Genomic DNA, 17,211 nt, shown 5'->3' on the forward strand with positions numbered 1-17,211 from the left:
GCCACGAACCAGGCCCGCCATGAGCTGGGCGGCCCCGCTACGGCTTGGGGGCCGCGTTCCGCGCGCATCAGCACGCAGTCGAACTCGATCACCCGGCCGGTCGTCGCCTCGCGCGTCACCGGGTACATGCCCGTGATGCCGAACCCGGCCGCCTCGTACGTCGCGACGGCCTCGCCCATCCCCGGGCTGCCCTCGTAGAGCCGCAGCACGGCGACCTCGGACTGCATGCCGACGAACTCCTCGACCCGCTTCCCGGCCCCGGCGAACACCTCCAGGTCATAGCCCTGGGTGTCCATCTTCAGGTACGGGCGGGGATCGGAGAGGCCGTCCAGCGCCTCGTCCATGACCTCGTCGAGCCGGCGGATGCGGATCTCCTCGGTCTCGGACCGGTTGAACCGGCTGTAGCGGTCCTTGCCGTAGTCGCTGGGCCCCAGCAGGGAGTTCATGGTCTTCCAGCCGGTGTGGATCTCGGCGGTCGTCTCCTCGCGGCCCAGCCCGCACCGGTACACGTGCCAGTCGGGGTCCTGCGCCGCGGCCTTCTCCAGCTTGGCGAACGTCTCCGAGGTGGGCTCGAACGACACGATCCGCCCGGCATAGCCGAGCCGGCGCAGCCGCCGGGCGTACTGGCCGCTGTTGGCCCCGACGTCGAAGACGCAGTTCGCCTCGTAGAGGGCGAGCATGGCGGCGACGTGCTGGGTGCACAGGTACTCGGCCGCCGCGAGTTGCAGGGCGCGTTCGTCGCGCCCGGCCGCCGCGTCCACGAACAGCACCGCGCCGGTCTCGCCGAGCCGGACGGCGCCGGCGCCCGGGACCTGTGCGACGCCGCCCTTCGTCCGCCGGACGATCCAGGTGCCCTTGTCGGCACCGGTGACCGACAGGGGGGTGGCGGACCGGGACACCAGCGCCGTCCCCGGGGCGATGTCGGTCACCTGGACGCCGATGCGGGGCATCAGCCGCAGGAGCCGTCGATAAAGAGTCTGCATTCCGCCAGCCCTATCAGAGTGGCGGGGTGCGGTCGCCCCGTTGAACGACATTCGTCGCCGGGGTTAACCGCCTTCTTACACGCGGCGCGTTCCGGGGTCCCTTCTTGACTTCGAGAGCGCTCCAGCACCTAGCGTCGAGACGGTTCCTGAGGATGCCGGTGAACGGAGACGGACATGCGTGTCGGTGTGCACATCAACCAGTTCGGCAACCCCGGGGGCGGGCCCGCGCTCGGCGCCGAACTCGCCGCGGCCGGAGCCGCCGCCGAGGCGGCCGGGGTGAGCCGGCTGTCGGTGATGGACCACTACTTCCAGATGGAGTTCAACGGCGGCGCCGAGGAGCCCATGCTGGAGGCGTACACCACGCTGGCGTTCCTCGCCGCCCACACCTCCACGGTCCGCCTCGGCGCGCTGGTGACCGGGGTGACGTACCGGCATCCCGGCCTGCTCGCCAAGATCGCCACGACGCTCGACGTGGTGTCCGGCGGACGGGCCTGGCTGGGCGTGGGGGCGGCCTGGTACGACCGCGAGCACGAGGGCCTGGGCGTGCCCTTCCCGCCGGTCGCAGAGCGTTTCGAGCGGCTGGAGGAGACGCTGCGGATCTGCCGGCAGATGTGGGACCCGGCCGACGACGGGCCCTTCGAGGGCCGGCACTACCGGCTGGCCGAGACCCTGTGCGTCCCGGCGCCGGTCAGCACGCCGCACCCGGAGATCCTCATCGGCGGCGGGGGCGAGCGCAAGACACTGCGGCTGGTCGCCCGCTACGGCGACGCCTGCAACCTGTTCGCCTCCTCGCCCGAGGAGGTCCGCCACAAGCTGGACGTCCTGCGCGGCCACTGCGAGGCGGAGGACCGGGACTACGGCACGATCCTGAAGACGCTCACCTACACCGGCGAAGCGGCGACCGACGGGGACCTGGACGCCTTCCTGCGGGACGTCTCGGGCTACACCGGGCTGGGCGTGGACACGCTGATCCTCGCCCCGCGCCTGGGGGAGACGTCCGGGTGGCTGGAGCGGTTCGTCGGCCCGGCGGTGAAGCGGCTGGCGGAGCTGGACTGAGGGTGCGGCTGCCCCGCTCCACGCGGACGCGGCAGGGAGGGGCCCGCAGACTTCGGACCCCTCCCTGCCGTTCGCTCTGCCGCTACGAAGATCAGGCGGCCACGGTCTCGCCCGCGTGGCCGTGCAGACGGGCCACGACCTCGGTCAGCTGCGCGGCGACCTCGGCGTCGTCCGCCGGGTGGGTCTCGGCGAAGCGGGTCAGGGAGCCGGGGATGGAGAGCTTGAGGTCCTCGATCACCTTGGCGCCGGCGATGCCCACGGCCTTGCGGGCCTCGTCCTGCGCCCATACGCCGCCGAACTGGCCGAACGCGGTGCCGACCACGGCGGCCGGCTTTCCGGCGAAGGCACCGGCGCCGTACGGGCGGGACAGCCAGTCGATGGCGTTCTTCAGGACGGCGGGGATGGTGCCGTTGTACTCGGGCGAGAAGAGCAGGAAGGCGTCGGCGGCCTGGGCGGCCTCACGCAGCTTGACGGCGGCGGCCGGCACGCTGCCCTCGACGTCGAGGTCCTCGTTGTAGAACGGGATGTCGGCCAGGCCTTCGAACAGGTCGACCTCCGAGCCCTCGGGAGCGACCTTGACGGCCGCCTCGGCGAGCTGACGGTTGGTGGAACCGGCGCGGAGGCTGCCGACGAGCGCGAGGATGCGGACAGACATGGGTTACTCCCAAGGGGCGGAAACATAGTCGTAAAGAACCGGACCGGGGTCCGCTTCACTGTTCTAGCACCCTAACCGGACCGCGGTCCAGTTTCATTCCCCGTGCTTTACGCTGAGTTCATGTCCGCCGCCCTGCCGCCCTTCCCCGGACCCGAGACACCCCTCGACGGACCCGAACTCCTCCAGCTCGGGTACGCCGAGGACGAGCCCTGCCTGCGCGCCGACGCGGCCCGCAACCGCGCCCGGCTGCTGGACGCCGCCGCCCGGCTGGTCGCCGAGCACGGCGCGGCCGGGGTCACCATGGAGGCGGTGGCCGCCGCGGCGAACGTCGGCAAGGGGACGGTCTTCCGCCGCTTCGGCGACCGCGCCGGACTGCTGACGGCACTGCTGGACCACTCCGAGCGCAATTTCCAGGCGGCCTTCCTGGGCGGGCCCCCGCCGCTCGGGCCCGGCCCCGAGCCGGCGGAGCGCCTGCGGGCGTTCGGCGTCGCCTACCTGCGGCGCGCGATCGAGGAGCTGGACCTGCTGCTCGCGGCCGAGGCGGGCCCCGACCGCCGCTTCATCGGCCCGGTCCGCCGCCTGTACCACGGCCACCTCGCGCTGCTGCTGCGCCAGGCGGTCCCGGACGCCGACGCGGACCTCCTGGCCCACACCCTGCTGGGCTACCTCAACCCGCCCCTGATCCACCACCTGGTCCGCCAGTGCGGCACCCCGCCGCCCCGCCTGGAAACCGGCTGGACCGACCTGGTGAACCGGATCACGGGGACCTGAGCCTGGCCTCGAGCCGTGCCTCGGCCAGGAACACAGTCGTGGAATCCCGGACGATTTGAGTGTTCCCCCGCCCAAAACCCCGGCCCCCGCTTCTGCCAAGATGCCGTACGTCATGGTGCAGATACCGAACACGCCCGCGCCGACATCGCCGTCGGCGCCGCGCTCCGTGCCCACGAGCGCCGACGTGGCCCGCCTGGCCGGCGTCTCCCGCGCGACCGTCTCCTACGTCCTGAACAACACCGGCGCCGTCCGGATCAGCGAGCCCACCCGCCGCCGCGTCCAGCGGGCCGCCGAGGAACTCGGATACGTCCCGCACGCGGCGGCCCGCAGCCTGCGCGCCGGACACACCCGCATGGTCCTGATGCCCGCTCCGCCCGTCCCGGCGGGCCCCCTCTACAGCCAGTTCGTGCACGACTTCCAGGGCGCCCTCAGCCGACTCGACTACACCGTCGTCCAGTACGGCGCCAGCGGACTGCACGGGGACGAGGCCGCCCGCGCCTGGGCCGAACTGCGGCCCGTGGCCGTCCTGGTACCGGGTCCCGGCCTCGGCCCGCAGGGCGTCGCCGTGCTCAAGCGGGCCGGCGCCCGCGCCGTGGTCACCCTCGGTACCGAGCCCGTCGACGGCGCCCACGCCCTGCTCACCGACCACGCCGGCGTCGGCCGCGGCGCGGCACGCCATCTGTACGCGCGAGGCCGCCGCCGTATCGGCGTGGTCGTCCCCGAGGAACCGGGCCTGGAGACGTTCTCCGCGCCCCGCCTCGACGCGCCCGCGAGGCCGTGCACGGCACCGGCGCCACCGTCTCCCCGCTGCCCCTGGCCTACACCGAGGAGTCCGCGGCCGCGCTCGCCGCCCGCTGGCGCGACCTCGGCCTGGACGGGGTCTTCGCCTACAACGACGAGTACGCGATGCTGCTCATGAGCGCCCTCCAGGACGAGGGCGTGCGCGTCCCCGAGGACGCTGCCGTCATCGGCGCCGACGATCTGATGCTGTCCAGGCTGCTGCGCCCGAGGCTCAGCACCGTCCGGATCGCACTGCCCTCCGGCCGCGGTCTCGCCGAGCTGGTCGACCGGGCGGTCCGCGACCCCGGCGCCACGCCCGAGTCGCATGAACTGTTCGAAGCGACGGTCGTGCAGCGGGACTCGACGTGAGGGGTCCGGCCGTGCCGGAGGTGCGAGGCCGGACGGATCACCGCATTCCGCCTCGCGGCCGCGCCATAGGCGGCGTACACATGGGGTCCGCGACCTCTGCGCCACGCTGGAGTCGCATGAACTGTTGGAAGCGACGGTCGTGCAGCGGGACTCGACGTGAGGGGTCCGGCCGTGCAGAGGTTGGCCGGCGTGGCCGACCCGCGCGGTCGTGGCCCGTCCGTTTCCGCTGCTCGGCGACTAGGATGTTGCACGCTCAACCAGATGGGACCGCGTTCGACGCCGGACGCAGCTCGCCCGGCTGCGCCGGATCACCGCATCCCGCCACGCGACCGCCCAAAGGCGGCGAACACACGGGACCTGACTTCCCCCGGCAGGTCCCGCGGGTCATCGATCGGAGAGCCGTCATGCCGTTGCTCGACCCCACGACCTGGCAGTCCCGCAGCCTGTCGGGTCCCACGTATCCCGTCACCGAGCCCGCCACCGGCGACTCCCTCGGCACGGTGGTCCTGGCCGGCGCGGAGGACGTCGCCCCGGCCGCGGAGGCCGCCCTCGCCGCCCAGGCGGAGTGGGCCCGCGTCCCCCACTTCGTCCGCGCCGCGGTGCTGCGCAAGGCCGGCGACCTGTTCGGCGCGCACGCCGACGAACTGCGCGAGTGGCTCGTGCGGGAGTCCGGCTCCGTCCCCGGCAAGGCCGACTTCGAGCTGCACGTCGCCGCCCAGGAGTGCTACGAGGCCGCCGCCCTCGCCTCCCGCCCGGCCGGCCAGGTCCTGCCCAGCGAGGTGCCCCGGCTGTCGTACACCCGGCGCGTCCCCGTCGGGGCCGTCGGCGTGATCTCCCCGTTCAACGCTCCGCTGATCCTGTCGATCCGCTCCGTGGCGCCCGCCCTGGCGCTCGGCAACGCGGTCCTGCTGAAGCCGGACCCGCGCACGGCGGTCTGCGGCGGCCTGTCCCTGGCCGCGGTCTTCGCCGAGGCGGGTCTCCCCGAGGGACTGCTGCACATCCTGCCGGGCGGCGCCGAGACGGGCGCGGCCCTGGTCGCCGACCCGCGCGTCCCGGTGATCTCCTTCACCGGTTCCACCGCGGCCGGCCGCGCGGTCGGCGAGGCCGCCGGGCGTCACCTCAAGCGCGCCCATCTGGAACTGGGCGGGAACTCCGCCCTGATCGTGCTGGCGGACGCCGACCTCGACGCGGTGATCTCCACCGCTGCCTGGGGCTCCTTCTTCCACCAGGGCCAGATCTGCATGACCACCGGCCGCCACCTCGTGCACGCCTCGCTCTACGAGGAGTACGTCGAGCGCCTCGCGGCGAAGGCCGACGCCCTGGCCGTCGGCGACCCGCACCGCGCCCAGGTCCACCTCGGCCCGCTCATCGACGGCGGCCAACTCGGCAAGGTGCACGCCCTGGTGGAGGCCAGCACGGCGGCCGGCGCGAAACTCGCGGCCGGCGGCACGCACGAGGACCTCTTCTACCGCCCGACCGTCCTCACGGGCGTCGACGACCGCACCCCCGCGTACGCGGAGGAGGTCTTCGGGCCGGTCGCCCCGGTCCGCGCGTTCGGCACCCCCGACGAGGCCGCCGCCCTGGCCGCGCCGGCTCCTACGGCCTGTCCCTCGGCATCGTCACCCGCGACACCGCCCGCGGACTCGACCTGGCCGAACGCATCCCGACCGGGATCGTGCACATCAACGACCAGACGGTCAACGACGAGGCCGTAGCGCCGTTCGGCGGGGTCGCGGCCTCGGGTACCGGCGCCCGCTTCGGCGGCGAGGCCAACCTGGAGGCCTTCACCGACGTGCGCTGGACGACGGTGCGCGGGGACGTGGCGCCGTACCCCTTCTAGGAGTCACTCACTCTCGGCGGCCTGGCCCTGACCCTGGCCCTGGGCTGCCTGCTGCTCCTCGACGGACTTGCGGACCTCGTCCATGTCCAGCTTGCGCGCCTGCCCGATGACGTCCGTCAGGGCGGCCTCGGGCAGGGCGCCCGGCTGCGCGAACACGGCGACACGCTCACGCACGATCATCAGCGTGGGGATCGACTGGATGCCGAAGGCCGCGGCCAGCTCCGGCTGGGCCTCGGTGTCCACCTTGCCGAAGACCAGATCCGGGTTCTCCTCTGCGGCCTTCTCGTAGACCGGCGCGAACTGACGGCACGGCCCGCACCAGGACGCCCAGAAGTCGATCAGGACGAAGTCGTTGTCGGTGACCGTCTGGTCGAAGTTCTCCTTGGTCAGCTCCACGGTGCTGCTCATGACGTCATTCCCTCTTCCCGGTGCTTCCTGCCGGGGTCCTCCCGGCATGGGGTGAAGCCGACCTCGCAAACACGGCCGACCGGTGGCGTATTCCGCGCCCCTACCCGTGTGGCCTCCGCGCACACCACCCACCAGACTGACCCCATGACGGAAACGGAAACCATCGCGTACGACGTCGTGGTGCTCGGGGCCGGGCCCGTGGGGGAGAACGTGGCCGACCGCACCCGTGCGGCAGGCCTCACCACCGCGGTCGTGGAGAGCGAACTGGTCGGCGGCGAGTGCTCCTACTGGGCCTGCATGCCCAGCAAGGCCCTGCTGCGCCCGGTCATCGCCCAGGCCGACGCCCGCCGCCTGCCCGGCCTGCGCCAGGCGGTACAGGGCCCCCTCGACGCGGACGCGATCCTCGCCCACCGCAACTACTTCACCTCCGACTGGAAGGACGACGGCCAGGTCGGCTGGCTGGACGGCATCGGCGCAGACCTCTACCGCGGTCACGGCCGGCTGACCGGCCCGCGCACGGTGAGCGTCGGCGACAAGGTCCTGACCGCCCGGCACGCCGTCGCCGTGTGCACGGGCACCCGGGCCGTCCTGCCGGACCTGCCGGGTCTGGCCGAGGTAGGGCCGTGGACGAGCCGCGAGGCGACGAGCGCCCAGTCCGTGCCCGGCCGCCTGGTCGTGGTCGGCGGCGGGGTGGTCGCCACCGAGATGGCCACCGCCTGGCAGGCCCTCGGCTCCCGGGTCACCCTGCTGGTGCGCGGAAAGGGGCTGCTCAACCGCATGGAGCCGTTCGCCGGCGAACTGGTCGCCGAGGCTCTCGTCGCGGCCGGCGCGGACGTGCGGACCGGGACCTCGGTGAAGTCGGTGACCCGCAGGGACGGCACCGTCGTGGTCGTCACCGACACCGGCGACCGTATCGAGGCGGACGAGATCCTCTTCGCCACCGGCCGCGCCCCGCGCACCGACGACCTCGGCCTCGACACGGTCGGCCTGGAACCGGGTTCCTGGCTGCCGGTCGACGACAGCCTGCGCGTCACCGGCAGCGAGTGGCTCTACGCGGTCGGCGACGTCAACCACCGCGCCCTCCTCACCCATCAGGGCAAGTACCAGGCCCGTATCGCCGGCGCCGCGATCGCCGCCCGCGCCTCGGGGAGGACGGACCTGGACGCCGGCCCGTGGGGCGCCCACGCCGCCACCGCCGACCACGCGGCCGTCCCGCAGGTCGTCTTCACCGACCCGGAGGCCGCTGCGGTCGGCCTCTCCCTCGCGGAGGCGGAACAGGCCGGGCACCGCGTCCGCGCCGTCGACGTCGACCTCTCCTCGGTCGCCGGGGCGGGCCTGTACAGCGAGGGCTACAAGGGCCGCGCCCGCATCGTCGTCGACCTGGACGACGAGATCCTGCGCGGCGTCACCTTCGTCGGCCCCGGCGTCGGTGAACTGATCCACTCGGCGACCGTCGCCGTCGTCGGTCAGGTGCCCCTCGCCCGCCTGTGGCACGCCGTCCCGTCCTACCCGACGATCAGCGAGGTCTGGCTGCGCCTGCTGGAGGCGTTCCGGGACAGCTGAGGTCCGGTTACGGCAGCCCGAAGCCGAGCGCGCGGGCTGCCTCCTCCGGCGTCGGCTGAGCCCAGCGCCGGGCCGCCGTCTCGTTGGCGGACAGCGAACGCAACTCGGCCCGGTCCAGGTAGAGCAGGCCGTCGAGGTGGTCCGTCTCGTGCTGCACGATCCGGGCGGGCCACCCGCCGAACACCTCGTCCAGCGCCCGGCCGCCCTCGTCCTCGCCGGTCAGCCGCACCTCGACGGGCCGGGCCACCACCGCCTGCCAGCCCGGTACGCTCAGACAGCCCTCGAAGAAGGCGGCGCGGCCCGAACCCACCGGCTCGTAGGCGGGGTTGACCAGGACCCGGAACGGCTGCGGCACCCGGCCGCGGGCCACCCGCACCTCCTCCGGCACCGGCGCCGGGTCCTCGATCACCGCGATCCGCAGCTCCACGCCGACCTGCGGCGCGGCCAGGCCCACGCCGGGCGCCGCGCGCATGGTGACGCGCAGCGCCTCGACGAAGCGGGCCAGCAGCGCGGGGCCGAGCTGACCGTCGTAGCGGACGGTGCCGGTGCGCAGGACCGGGTCGCCGGCCGCCACGATCGGCAACGGGCCGTCGACGGCGAGGAGTTCCTCGACCCGTTCGGCAAGGGGCGCGCGGGGACTGGGAGATGCCATCGGGCCAGCATGCCACGACCACGACTCCTGTGACGCAGGTCACCGAAGCGGCCGGGAACTCGGCGGCACCGCGGTCCGACTACTGCTCCGTCACGGTTGATACGTCCCCACCGACCACCGGAGAAGCCCGCCGATGTCCACCGCTCCCTCGACCACCAAGGACGGGACCCCGCAGCCCGCGGCGCCCGCGCCGGGGCCCCGCGGCCCGTGGGCCCCGCTGCGTCCGCTCGTGCTGCGCCTGCACTTCTACGCCGGCGTGCTCGTCGCCCCCTTCCTGCTCGTCGCCGCCGTCACCGGCTTCCTCTACGCGGGCGCCTTCCAGGCCGAGAAGCTGGTGTACGCCCACGAGATGACCGTCCCCGTCGGCGACGTCGAGCTGCCGATGTCCGAGCAGGTCGCCGCCGCCCGCAAGGCCCACCCCGAGGGCACGGTCACGGCCGTACGCCCCTCCCCGCAGGAAGACGCCACCACCCGCGTGCTGCTCTCCGGCGTCGAAGGCGTCGGCGCGACCCACTCCCTGGCGGTGTTCGTCGATCCGTACACCGGCGAGGTGCGCGGCGCGCTGGAGCAGTACGGCTCGACCGGCGCGCTGCCGCTGCGGACCTGGATCGACGAGTTCCACCGCGACCTGCGCCTCGGCGAGAACGGCCGCCTCTACAGCGAATTGGCCGCGAGCTGGCTGTGGGTGATCGCGGGCGGCGGCGTCGCGCTGTGGTTCTCCCGCCGCCGCGCCCTGCGCAAGGTCCGCGGCACCGGCGGCCGTCGTCGCACACTGGGTCTGCACGGCACGGTCGGCGTCTGGGCGGCCGCCGGGTTCTTCTTCCTCTCCGCGACCGGGCTCACCTGGTCCCAGTACGCCGGCGCCCACATCGACGAACTGCGCACCTCGCTCGGCCAGTCCACCCCGGCCGTCTCCGCGGCGGGCGGCGGCGAGCACGCCGGCCACGACGCGGCGGCCGGCGACGGCGGCGACGGCGAGCACGGCGTCGGCATCGACAGGATCCTGGCCGCCGCCCGCGCCGAGGGGCTCGGCGACCCGGTGGAGATCGTGCCGCCCGCCGACACCGAGTCCGCCTACGTCGTACGGCAGGTGCAGCGCAGCTGGCCCACCAAGCAGGACGCGGTGGCCGTCGACCCGGCCACCGGCGAGGTCACCGACGTCCTGCGGTTCGAGGAGTTCCCGGTGCTCGCCAAGCTGACCCGCTGGGGTATCGACCTGCACACCGGCGTCCTGTTCGGCCTGGTCAACCAGATCGCCCTGATGGCACTCGCGCTCGCGCTGGTCCTGCTGATCCTGTGGGGCTACCGCATGTGGTGGCAGCGCGGCCGCGGCTCCGCCTTCGGTCGGCCGATCCCGCGCGGCGCGTGGGCACAGGTCCCGCCGTACGTGCTGGTACCCCTGATGGCGGCGATAGCCGTCCTCGGCTACTTCCTGCCGCTCCTCGGCATCCCCCTCGCCGTGTTCCTCGCCGTGGACGTCGTCCTCGGCGAGATCGCGTACCGGAGGGGGAGACGCGCGTCCGTCTGAGTGCGCACGGCACGGCGCGACGGAGCGGCCCGGCGGTGAACCTCACCGCCGGCCGCTCCGCTCCACTGCGGGCACGGTGCCGGCCCGGCGTCAGCCCCGTGTCAGGCCTCCGCGAAATCACCCGCGAACGCCGAGGCGATCCTCAGGTGCGGGCCCGCCTCCGCGTGCCGTCCCTGCCGCTCCAGGGTGCGGCCCAGCATCAGGCGGGCGTACTGCTCCACCGGGTCGCGCTCCACGATGGCGCGCAACTCGGTCTCGGCACGGCCGAGTTGGGCCGAGTGGTAGTAGGCGCGGGCCAGCAGCAGGCGCGGGCCGGTCTGCTCCGGCACCTCTTCGACCAGCCCGGCCAGGACCCGCGCGGCGGCGGTGTACTCCTTGGCGTCGAAGAACAGCCGCGCACGCTCCCAGCGCTCGGCCGGTGTTCCGTGGGCGTAGTACTCGGTGTCGTAGGTGATGTCCACTCGTGGCCTCCTTCGACCCCCTCAACCGCGCCCGACAGCCGACTATTCCGCCGGTCCGCCGGGCCGCATGGCGGCCAGTTCCGCGTCGGCCCGCTCGGTGATCCGGGCGAGCACCCGGCCGGCGACGGCCCGGTCCTCCGCGGAGATCCCGGCGTAGATTCGGGCCGAGATCGGGGCGGTCTCGGCGTTCACGGTGTCGTGGAGTGCGCGCCCGGCACCGGTGGCGCGGATGCTCTCTCCCTCGGCCGCCAGCAGGCCCTTGGCCAGCAGTTCCCCGATGACCGCGTGCACCCCGGCGGGGTCGGTCTTCAGGGCGCCGACGACCCGGCCGACGAGCGACTCGCGGCCGAGAGGCCCGTCGGCGACGGCCGACCGGAGGGTGATCTGCTGCGCGAACGTGACTCCGTGACGGCTCAGGACGTGTTCGAGGACGCCGCGGGCGGCGTAGTGGGCCAGGCCGATGACGCGGCTGTCGACGGGAGGTGCGGTGGTGGTCATGACTTCCCCTTGCTGCTCTCGTCCGTGATGGTCTTGACCGTGCTGTCGTGCGGTGGTTCCAGGGGTACGTCGAGCAGGAGCGCGAGTTCGCTCGCGAACGTGCGGGTGCGGGCGCTGTCCAGGCCGCCGAGCGGTTCCGTCAGCTGTTCCAGCAGCCCGTGCACCACCCCGACGGCCCGCCGGGTGACGTCCTGCCCCTGCTCGGTGAGCGTCAGTTGCACCGCGCGCGGATCGCGCGGATCGCGGGTGCGCTCGATCAGGCCCGCGGACTCCAGGGCGCGCGCCAGTTTCGACACGTACAGCGGTTCGAGGCCGGTGTGGTCGGCGAGCCGCCGCTGGCTGGGGCGCTCACCGCCGCGCCGCATGCCGTGCAGTGACGCGAGGACCGCGTACTGCGCGTGGGTGAGGCCGAGCGGTGCCACCGCCCGGTCCACCGCCACCCGCCACTTCGTGGACAGCCGCCACACCAGGTATCCGGGCGTGGCTCCTGGAGAACCCTTTCTCATGGCCGATACAGTACATGGCGACTATGTCCATGGCTACTATCGACCGGGACCCTTGACCGCGTTCCGTCAGAACTCTACGCTCCGGATGAAGTAAGTAAACTTTCCTAACAGATGCTCGCCTCCTCCTTGACCCCACCGAGAGGACGTCATGCGCGGATCCCTGTCAGCTCTTCTCGCCGGCGCACTGCTTGCCGGCCTCGGCCACGGCCTCGCCCCTTCCCCGGCGCTCGCCATCACCAGCGCGGCTGCCCCCACCGCAGGTGTCCGGACCTCCGCCCATCCGCAGTGGCAGCCGAACACGTCGTACACCGCGGGCACGCGAGTCTCCTACGGCGGCAAGGAGTACGAGTGTCTGCAGAGCCACACGTCCCTGACCGGCTGGGAGCCCTCCAGCACGCCCGCCCTGTGGAAGTCGCTCGGTGACAGCGGCGGCGGCACCGACACGGCGGCTCCCTCGGCCCCGGCCGGCCTGCGTGCCACCGGCACCACCTCCTCCAGCGTGTCGCTGGCCTGGAACGCGTCCACCGACGATGTGGGCGTGACCGGTTACGTGATGTACCGCGACGGCGCCCAGATCGCCACGACGACCGGCACCTCGCACACCGTCGGCGGCCTGTCGCCCAGCTCGGCGTACACCTTCACCGTCCGTGCCCGGGACGCGGTGGGCAACGTGTCGCCGGCCTCCGAAGCCCTCACCGCCACCACGGGGAGCGGCGGAGGCGGGACGGCGCCGGGCACCACACCCGCCGCGATCAACGGCCGGCTGAAGGTGTGCGGCGTGAAGCTGTGCAACCAGTACGGCAAGCCGGTCCAGCTGCGCGGCATGAGCAGCCACGGCCTCCAGTGGTACAGCCAGTGCCTGACCGACGGCTCCCTGGACGCGCTCGCCACCGACTGGAACTCCGACGTGCTGCGCATCTCCCTCTATGTCCAGGAGGGCGGCTACGAGACCGACCCCAGGAGGTACACCGACCGGGTGCACCAGCTCATCGAGATGGCCACCGCGCGCGGCATGTACGCCCTCGTCGACTGGCACCAGCTCACCCCCGGCGACCCCCACCACAACCTGGCCCGCGCCAAGACGTTCTTCACCGAGATCGCCCAGCGCCACCGCGGCAAGACCAACCTGCTCTACGACATCGCCAACGAGCCCAACGGCGTCAGCTGGGCGCGGATCAAGTCCTACGCCGAACAGCTCATCCCCGTCATCCGCGCCCAGGACCCCGCCACCCCGATCCTCGTCGGCACCCACGGCTGGGGCTCCCTCGGCATCTCGGACGGCCGTGACGAGACCGACGTCATCGGCAACCCGGTCCAGGCGACCAACATCATGTACACCTTCCACTTCTACGCGGCCTCGCACGGCCAGGAGTACCTGAACGCGCTCGACCGGGCGTCGGACCGCATCCCGGTCTTCGTGACCGAGTTCGGTACCCAGGAGGCCAGCGGCGACGGCCCGAACAACTTCACCCGCACCCAGCAGTACCTCGACCTCATGGCGGCCAAGAAGATCAGCTGGGTCAACTGGAACTTCTCCGACGACGAGCGCTCGGGAGCCGTGTTCAAAGCGGGCGTCTGCGGCAACAACGGCCCCTGGACCGGCACTGCTTCACTCAAGCCTGCCGGCGTCTGGATCCGGGACCGGATCAGGACACCGGATTCCTTCCCGACGGCCTGACGGCAGAACGGATCCGGAGGGTCGGCGCACCCGTCCACATCGGGGCCGTGGGGGTCGACGAACGCCCAGGCGCCGATCATGCGCCGGCCCAGGGTTCGGCAGCAGCCGGCGCACCCCGGTCGGCTCCTCGAGCCTGACGCGCCGGGGACTCAGCAGCTCGCGCACGGGCTCGGCGACGACGCATCCGCGTCCGCCGCACACGCCGGGCACGGGCTAGTGGTCAAGGTCGCTCATGGCCCACGACCCGGCGCGTCATCGGTGGGTCAGCGTGGCGGCGAGTTCTCTGCTGGCCCGGACGATCTCGTGGTCCGGTTCGTCGAGCAGGTGGCGCAGGACGCCGCGCTGGGCCTGGACGGCGTGGCGGGCGTCGCGTTCCCATTCGACGTACTTCTCGCGGCGGCGCAGCAGCTTGGGGTAGGCGGCGGCGGTGGTCTCCCACTGGCGGGCGTCGGCGATGCTCCTGAGCAGGTGCAGTATCTCGACGCGGCAGGTGACCTGCGGGAGCCGGACGAGTTCCCAGAGGAAGGGCACCGTGGCCGCCGTCGCCTGGCCCACCACGAAGCCGTACTGGCAGATGCGCTGGCGCAGTTGGCCGAGCGCGGGCCCGGCGGTGTCGGCGTCGCCGCGGGCGACGGTGGTCAGCAGGACCGGGATGGCTTCGGCGGACCCGGTCGAGTCGATCATCTCGGGCCAGGGCACATGGCGGAGGTCCTCGAGCGGCGTGGATCTCTTGATGGCAGTCATGTCAGGGTGTGGGTACGGGTCGGGAGCATGGCCCAGACGGTCTTGCCCACGGGGGAGCGGCGGGTCCAGCCCCAGTGCTCCGAGAGGGCTTCGACGATGTGCAGTCCGCGGCCGTGCTCCAGCAGGGGCTCTCCGGCACGCGGGTAGACGGGCAGGTCGTCACTCGGGTCGGTGACGGCACACACCAGGTGGGAACGGCGCAGCGAGAGCCTGAGCCGTACGTCCCCGGCCTCCTCCGGCGGGTCCGGCAGGGCGTGCAGGACGGCGTTGGCGGCGAGTTCGGTGACGACGGTGAGCGCGTCGTCGGCACAGTGCTCCAGGGACCAGCCGTCCAGCGTGCGGTGGGTGAAGTCCCTTGCCGCGGCGAATCCTTCCCGGCTGCCCGAGAGGTGCAGCACGGCTGTTCGAGGCGAGTCGCGAACGGACTCGGGACTCCGGAACTGCGCAGGTGATGACACGGCATCTCCCTGAGGCAACGTCAGTACGGGGCGGCAGAAGTGCGGTTGACGACACGGCTATTATCCACGCTGACGATGTCCTCGTGCAATTTCACGGGAAATTGCGCGTAAGAAGCGAGGAGAGTGCAGTGTCGTCAGTGCCGAACGGAGTCCCGGCGAGCACGCTGGGCGCCCGCTGGATCAAGAGCAGTCACAGCAATGCCGAGGGCAACTGTGTCGAGGTGGCCGTCCTGGACGGGGGAGGGGTCGCCATGCGCAACTCCCGCGACCCCGAGGGGCCGGCCCTGATCTACACGCCGGCCGAGGTGGCGGCGTTCGTGGCCGGAGCGAAGGGCGGGGAGTTCGACCACCTGCTGTGACGGCATGGGATCACCTGGTCTCGGGGCGGCACGGAGTAACTCAATTCCCTTGCAGCGTGCGGTCGGTGGCCTTCGGATGCGACAATGAGGTCTGTCGTCTGCCGGTCAACGCAAGCCAGAACGGGGAGTCAGGATGTCTGCCGAGTCGCCTCGCGTCTCCCGCCTCGAACCGTATCTGAACCGGGCCGAGCCCGCCCCGACCTTGCTGAAAATGCTGGTCGGTGTGCAGCTGGCGGGTATCCGTGAGGACGCCCGGCTGTCCCAGGACCAGGCCGCGCGTGCGGTCGGGTTCAGCCCGGCGAAGCTGTCGCGGATCGAGGCGGGCAAGGGGCGCCGCCCTCCCACCGAGGGCGACGTCCGCGCACTCCTGAAGCTCTACGGGACCGAGGAGTACGAGGCCTCCGTCCTGCTCCAGTTGCTGCGGCGGGCGGGGGAGCCGGGCTGGTGGCAGCGCTACGACAAGCGGTTGATGCCCGAGTGGTTCGACCGTCTGGTGGGGCTCCAGGAGGCGGCCACCGCCATCCGTACCTTCGAGATCCAGTACGTGCCGGGTCTGTTGCAGATCCCGGCGTACACCCGGGCCGTCGTCGAGCGCGGCCTGCCGACGGCGCCGGTCCGCGAGGTGGAGCGCCGGGTGGAGCTGCGCACGCGCCGCACCCTGCTCCTGGAGCGGCCGGACGCCCCGCAGCTGTGGGCCGTCGTCGACGAGTCGGTGCTGCTGCGCGTGCTCGGCGGCCGTGAGGTGATGCGGCAGCAGCTCGACCACCTGGTGAAGATGGCCGCGCTGCCCCATGTGACCGTGCAGGTCGTGCCGCTGGACGTCACCCACGCCTCCGCGCCGTCGATCCCGGTGACGTACCTGCGGTTCGGCGGCTCCGATCTGCCCGATGTCGTCTACCTCGAGCAGATCAGAAGCGCCACCTTCCTGGAGGACCAGGACGAGACGGAGGAGTACCGGGTCACGCTGGACCGGCTGGCCGACGAGGCCCTGAGTCCCCGTGACTCCCTCGCGCTGCTGCGCGAGACGGCGGAGACCCGCTACCGCCCGGCCCCGTGAGCCCGGTGCCGGTCAGGGCAGCCGGGCCACGCCGCCGTACTCGATCCACTCCTGGCTGAGCTGGCGGGGCGTCACCTCGGTGTCGGGCCGCCAGGTGGAGACCTCCACCAGGCCGGGATCGAGGACCTCCAGACCCTCGAAGAGGGCGGCCATGTCCTTCTCCTGGCGCACCCGGCCCCAGTGGCCCTGGGTCGCATGGTCCATGAAGTTCGTGACGAACTCGCGGACCTTCGGGTCCTCGCTGACCAGTTGGCACATCACCAGGAAGCTGCCGGGAGCCAGTCGCTCGGCCACGCGGCGGACCACGGCCGGCGGTCCGTCGGTCTCGCTGTCCGGGATGCAGTGGAAGACCGAGTTGAACAGCACGGCCACCGGCTGCGAGAAGTCGAGCAGACGCTCGGTGTCGGGGTGGGTGAAGATCGCCTCGGTCTCGCGCAGGTCGGCGTGGATGACCGCGGTGCGCTCGTCCTGCTCCAGCAGGGCCCGGCCGTGGACGAGGACCATCGGGTCGTTGTCGACGTAGACGACGTGCGCGCTCGGGTCGATGCTCTGGGCGACCTGATGCACGTTGTCCTGCGTGGGCAGGCCTGAGCCGTGGTCCAGGTACTGCCGGATCCCGTACTCCTGTGTCAGCGTCCGCACGACGCGCTGCAGGAAGCGCCGGTTGTTCAGGGCGAGGGCGCGCGTGCTGGGGACGACCTTGTCGAGTTCCTCGCACGCCGCGCGGTCCGCGGCGTAGTTGTCCTTGCCGCCGAGATAGTGGTCGTACATGCGCGCGGCTGTCGGAACCGTGGCATCGATCGACGTGGACAGCTGCTTGCCTGGCTGCATCTTCTCCCCCAGTC

Annotated in this window: 17 protein-coding genes and 4 pseudogenes; 10 read left to right on the forward strand and 11 right to left on the reverse strand. The window is 72.3% G+C overall.

Annotated elements, in window-relative coordinates:
- A partial coding sequence (locus tag BM536_RS29170; RefSeq protein WP_094103701.1) for an FkbM family methyltransferase occupies window positions 1–983 on the reverse strand: 983 nt, incomplete at its 3' end.
- Window positions 984–1,157: 174 nt separating this feature from the next.
- Here BM536_RS29170 and BM536_RS29175 point away from each other — a divergent pair.
- Window positions 1,158–2,039, forward strand: a complete 882-nt coding sequence (locus tag BM536_RS29175; protein WP_073491390.1) for an LLM class F420-dependent oxidoreductase — start codon at window positions 1,158–1,160, stop codon at window positions 2,037–2,039.
- Window positions 2,040–2,130: 91 nt separating this feature from the next.
- On the opposite strand, the gene BM536_RS29180 is transcribed toward BM536_RS29175, so the two are convergent.
- Entirely contained in the window at window positions 2,131–2,694 is a 564-nt protein-coding gene (locus BM536_RS29180; protein ID WP_073491391.1) for an NAD(P)H-dependent oxidoreductase, read from the reverse strand.
- 120 nt (window positions 2,695–2,814) lie between these two features.
- Here BM536_RS29180 and BM536_RS29185 point away from each other — a divergent pair, with 120 nt between their 5' ends.
- The 3 genes and pseudogenes from BM536_RS29185 (at window position 2,815) to BM536_RS29195 (ending at window position 6,454) form a co-directional block, all read left to right on the forward strand.
- Entirely contained in the window at window positions 2,815–3,465 is a 651-nt protein-coding gene (locus tag BM536_RS29185) for a TetR/AcrR family transcriptional regulator (RefSeq protein ID WP_094103702.1), read from the forward strand.
- Window positions 3,466–3,577: 112 nt separating this feature from the next.
- Window positions 3,578–4,614, forward strand: a pseudogene (locus tag BM536_RS29190) (LacI family DNA-binding transcriptional regulator).
- Window positions 4,615–5,018: 404 nt separating this feature from the next.
- A pseudogene (locus BM536_RS29195) lies at window positions 5,019–6,454 on the forward strand (benzaldehyde dehydrogenase).
- Window positions 6,455–6,457: 3 nt separating this feature from the next.
- On the opposite strand, the gene trxA reads toward BM536_RS29195, so the two are convergent.
- Complete coding sequence (trxA, locus tag BM536_RS29200) at window positions 6,458–6,862, reverse strand: thioredoxin (protein WP_073491392.1); 405 nt, start codon at window positions 6,860–6,862, stop codon at window positions 6,458–6,460.
- Between the two features lie 144 nt (window positions 6,863–7,006).
- On the opposite strand from trxA, the gene BM536_RS29205 reads away from it, so the two are divergent.
- Window positions 7,007–8,425, forward strand: coding sequence for a dihydrolipoyl dehydrogenase family protein (locus BM536_RS29205; protein ID WP_094103724.1), 1,419 nt, complete (start codon window positions 7,007–7,009; stop codon window positions 8,423–8,425).
- A gap of 7 nt (window positions 8,426–8,432) precedes the next feature.
- Here the strand turns inward: BM536_RS29205 and BM536_RS29210 are convergent, their stop codons facing one another.
- A complete protein-coding gene (locus BM536_RS29210; RefSeq protein WP_094103703.1) occupies window positions 8,433–9,077 on the reverse strand; it encodes a peptide deformylase in 645 nt (214 codons plus the stop codon).
- A gap of 133 nt (window positions 9,078–9,210) precedes the next feature.
- Here BM536_RS29210 and BM536_RS29215 point away from each other — a divergent pair, with 133 nt between their 5' ends.
- Window positions 9,211–10,605: a PepSY-associated TM helix domain-containing protein gene (locus tag BM536_RS29215; protein WP_094103704.1), complete on the forward strand. Its 1,395-nt coding sequence runs from the start codon at window positions 9,211–9,213 to the stop codon at window positions 10,603–10,605.
- Between the two features lie 101 nt (window positions 10,606–10,706).
- Here the strand turns inward: BM536_RS29215 and BM536_RS29220 are convergent, their stop codons facing one another.
- Genes BM536_RS29220 through BM536_RS29230 form a run of 3 tightly spaced genes read right to left on the reverse strand, consistent with a single transcriptional unit; the run spans window position 10,707 to window position 12,070 of the window.
- Window positions 10,707–11,066 (reverse strand): tetratricopeptide repeat protein, encoded by a 360-nt coding sequence (locus BM536_RS29220; RefSeq protein ID WP_073491393.1) that lies wholly within the window; start codon window positions 11,064–11,066, stop codon window positions 10,707–10,709.
- A gap of 42 nt (window positions 11,067–11,108) precedes the next feature.
- Window positions 11,109–11,564, reverse strand: a complete 456-nt coding sequence (locus tag BM536_RS29225) for a MarR family winged helix-turn-helix transcriptional regulator (RefSeq protein ID WP_073491394.1) — start codon at window positions 11,562–11,564, stop codon at window positions 11,109–11,111.
- Window positions 11,561–12,070, reverse strand: coding sequence for a MarR family winged helix-turn-helix transcriptional regulator (locus BM536_RS29230; RefSeq protein ID WP_073491395.1), 510 nt, complete (start codon window positions 12,068–12,070; stop codon window positions 11,561–11,563). The genes BM536_RS29225 and BM536_RS29230 overlap by 4 nt, the downstream gene beginning before the upstream one ends.
- A 148-nt stretch (window positions 12,071–12,218) precedes the next feature.
- On the opposite strand from BM536_RS29230, the pseudogene BM536_RS45000 reads away from it, so the two are divergent.
- A pseudogene (locus BM536_RS45000) lies at window positions 12,219–12,470 on the forward strand (carbohydrate-binding protein); the annotation flags it as partial.
- 3 nt (window positions 12,471–12,473) lie between these two features.
- The gene (locus tag BM536_RS29235; protein WP_425444697.1) at window positions 12,474–13,748 is read left to right on the forward strand and encodes a cellulase family glycosylhydrolase; all 1,275 of its coding nucleotides are present in this window, start codon (window positions 12,474–12,476) and stop codon (window positions 13,746–13,748) included.
- Between the two features lie 8 nt (window positions 13,749–13,756).
- Here the strand turns inward: BM536_RS29235 and BM536_RS29240 are convergent.
- From BM536_RS29240 to BM536_RS29250, 3 genes and pseudogenes are all read right to left on the reverse strand, one after another.
- Window positions 13,757–13,958, reverse strand: a pseudogene (locus BM536_RS29240) (pirin family protein); the annotation flags it as partial.
- Window positions 13,959–14,000: 42 nt separating this feature from the next.
- Window positions 14,001–14,492 carry a hypothetical protein gene (locus BM536_RS29245; protein WP_073491397.1) on the reverse strand — a complete coding sequence of 164 codons (492 nt, stop codon included), beginning with the start codon at window positions 14,490–14,492 and terminating at the stop codon, window positions 14,001–14,003.
- Window positions 14,489–14,890, reverse strand: coding sequence for an ATP-binding protein (locus BM536_RS29250; RefSeq protein ID WP_245873863.1), 402 nt, complete (start codon window positions 14,888–14,890; stop codon window positions 14,489–14,491). Before BM536_RS29250 ends, BM536_RS29245 begins: the two co-directional genes overlap by 4 nt.
- Window positions 14,891–15,078: 188 nt before the next feature.
- On the opposite strand from BM536_RS29250, the gene BM536_RS29255 reads away from it, so the two are divergent.
- Together BM536_RS29255 and BM536_RS29260 are read left to right on the forward strand one after the other, a co-directional pair.
- On the forward strand, window positions 15,079–15,309 hold the full coding sequence (locus BM536_RS29255) for a DUF397 domain-containing protein (protein ID WP_094103705.1): 231 nt from the start codon (window positions 15,079–15,081) through the stop codon (window positions 15,307–15,309).
- Window positions 15,310–15,442: 133 nt separating this feature from the next.
- Window positions 15,443–16,366 (forward strand): helix-turn-helix domain-containing protein, encoded by a 924-nt coding sequence (locus tag BM536_RS29260; RefSeq protein WP_094103706.1) that lies wholly within the window; start codon window positions 15,443–15,445, stop codon window positions 16,364–16,366.
- A 12-nt stretch (window positions 16,367–16,378) separates the two neighbouring features.
- Here BM536_RS29260 and BM536_RS29265 read toward each other — a convergent pair whose 3' ends face one another.
- Window positions 16,379–17,197 carry an SAM-dependent methyltransferase gene (locus BM536_RS29265; RefSeq protein ID WP_073491400.1) on the reverse strand — a complete coding sequence of 273 codons (819 nt, stop codon included), beginning with the start codon at window positions 17,195–17,197 and terminating at the stop codon, window positions 16,379–16,381.
- Window positions 17,198–17,211 lie beyond the last annotated feature (14 nt).

Origin of the sequence: Streptomyces phaeoluteigriseus (assembly GCF_001896135.2) — a bacterium.
GTDB lineage: Bacteria > Actinomycetota > Actinomycetes > Streptomycetales > Streptomycetaceae > Streptomyces > Streptomyces phaeoluteigriseus.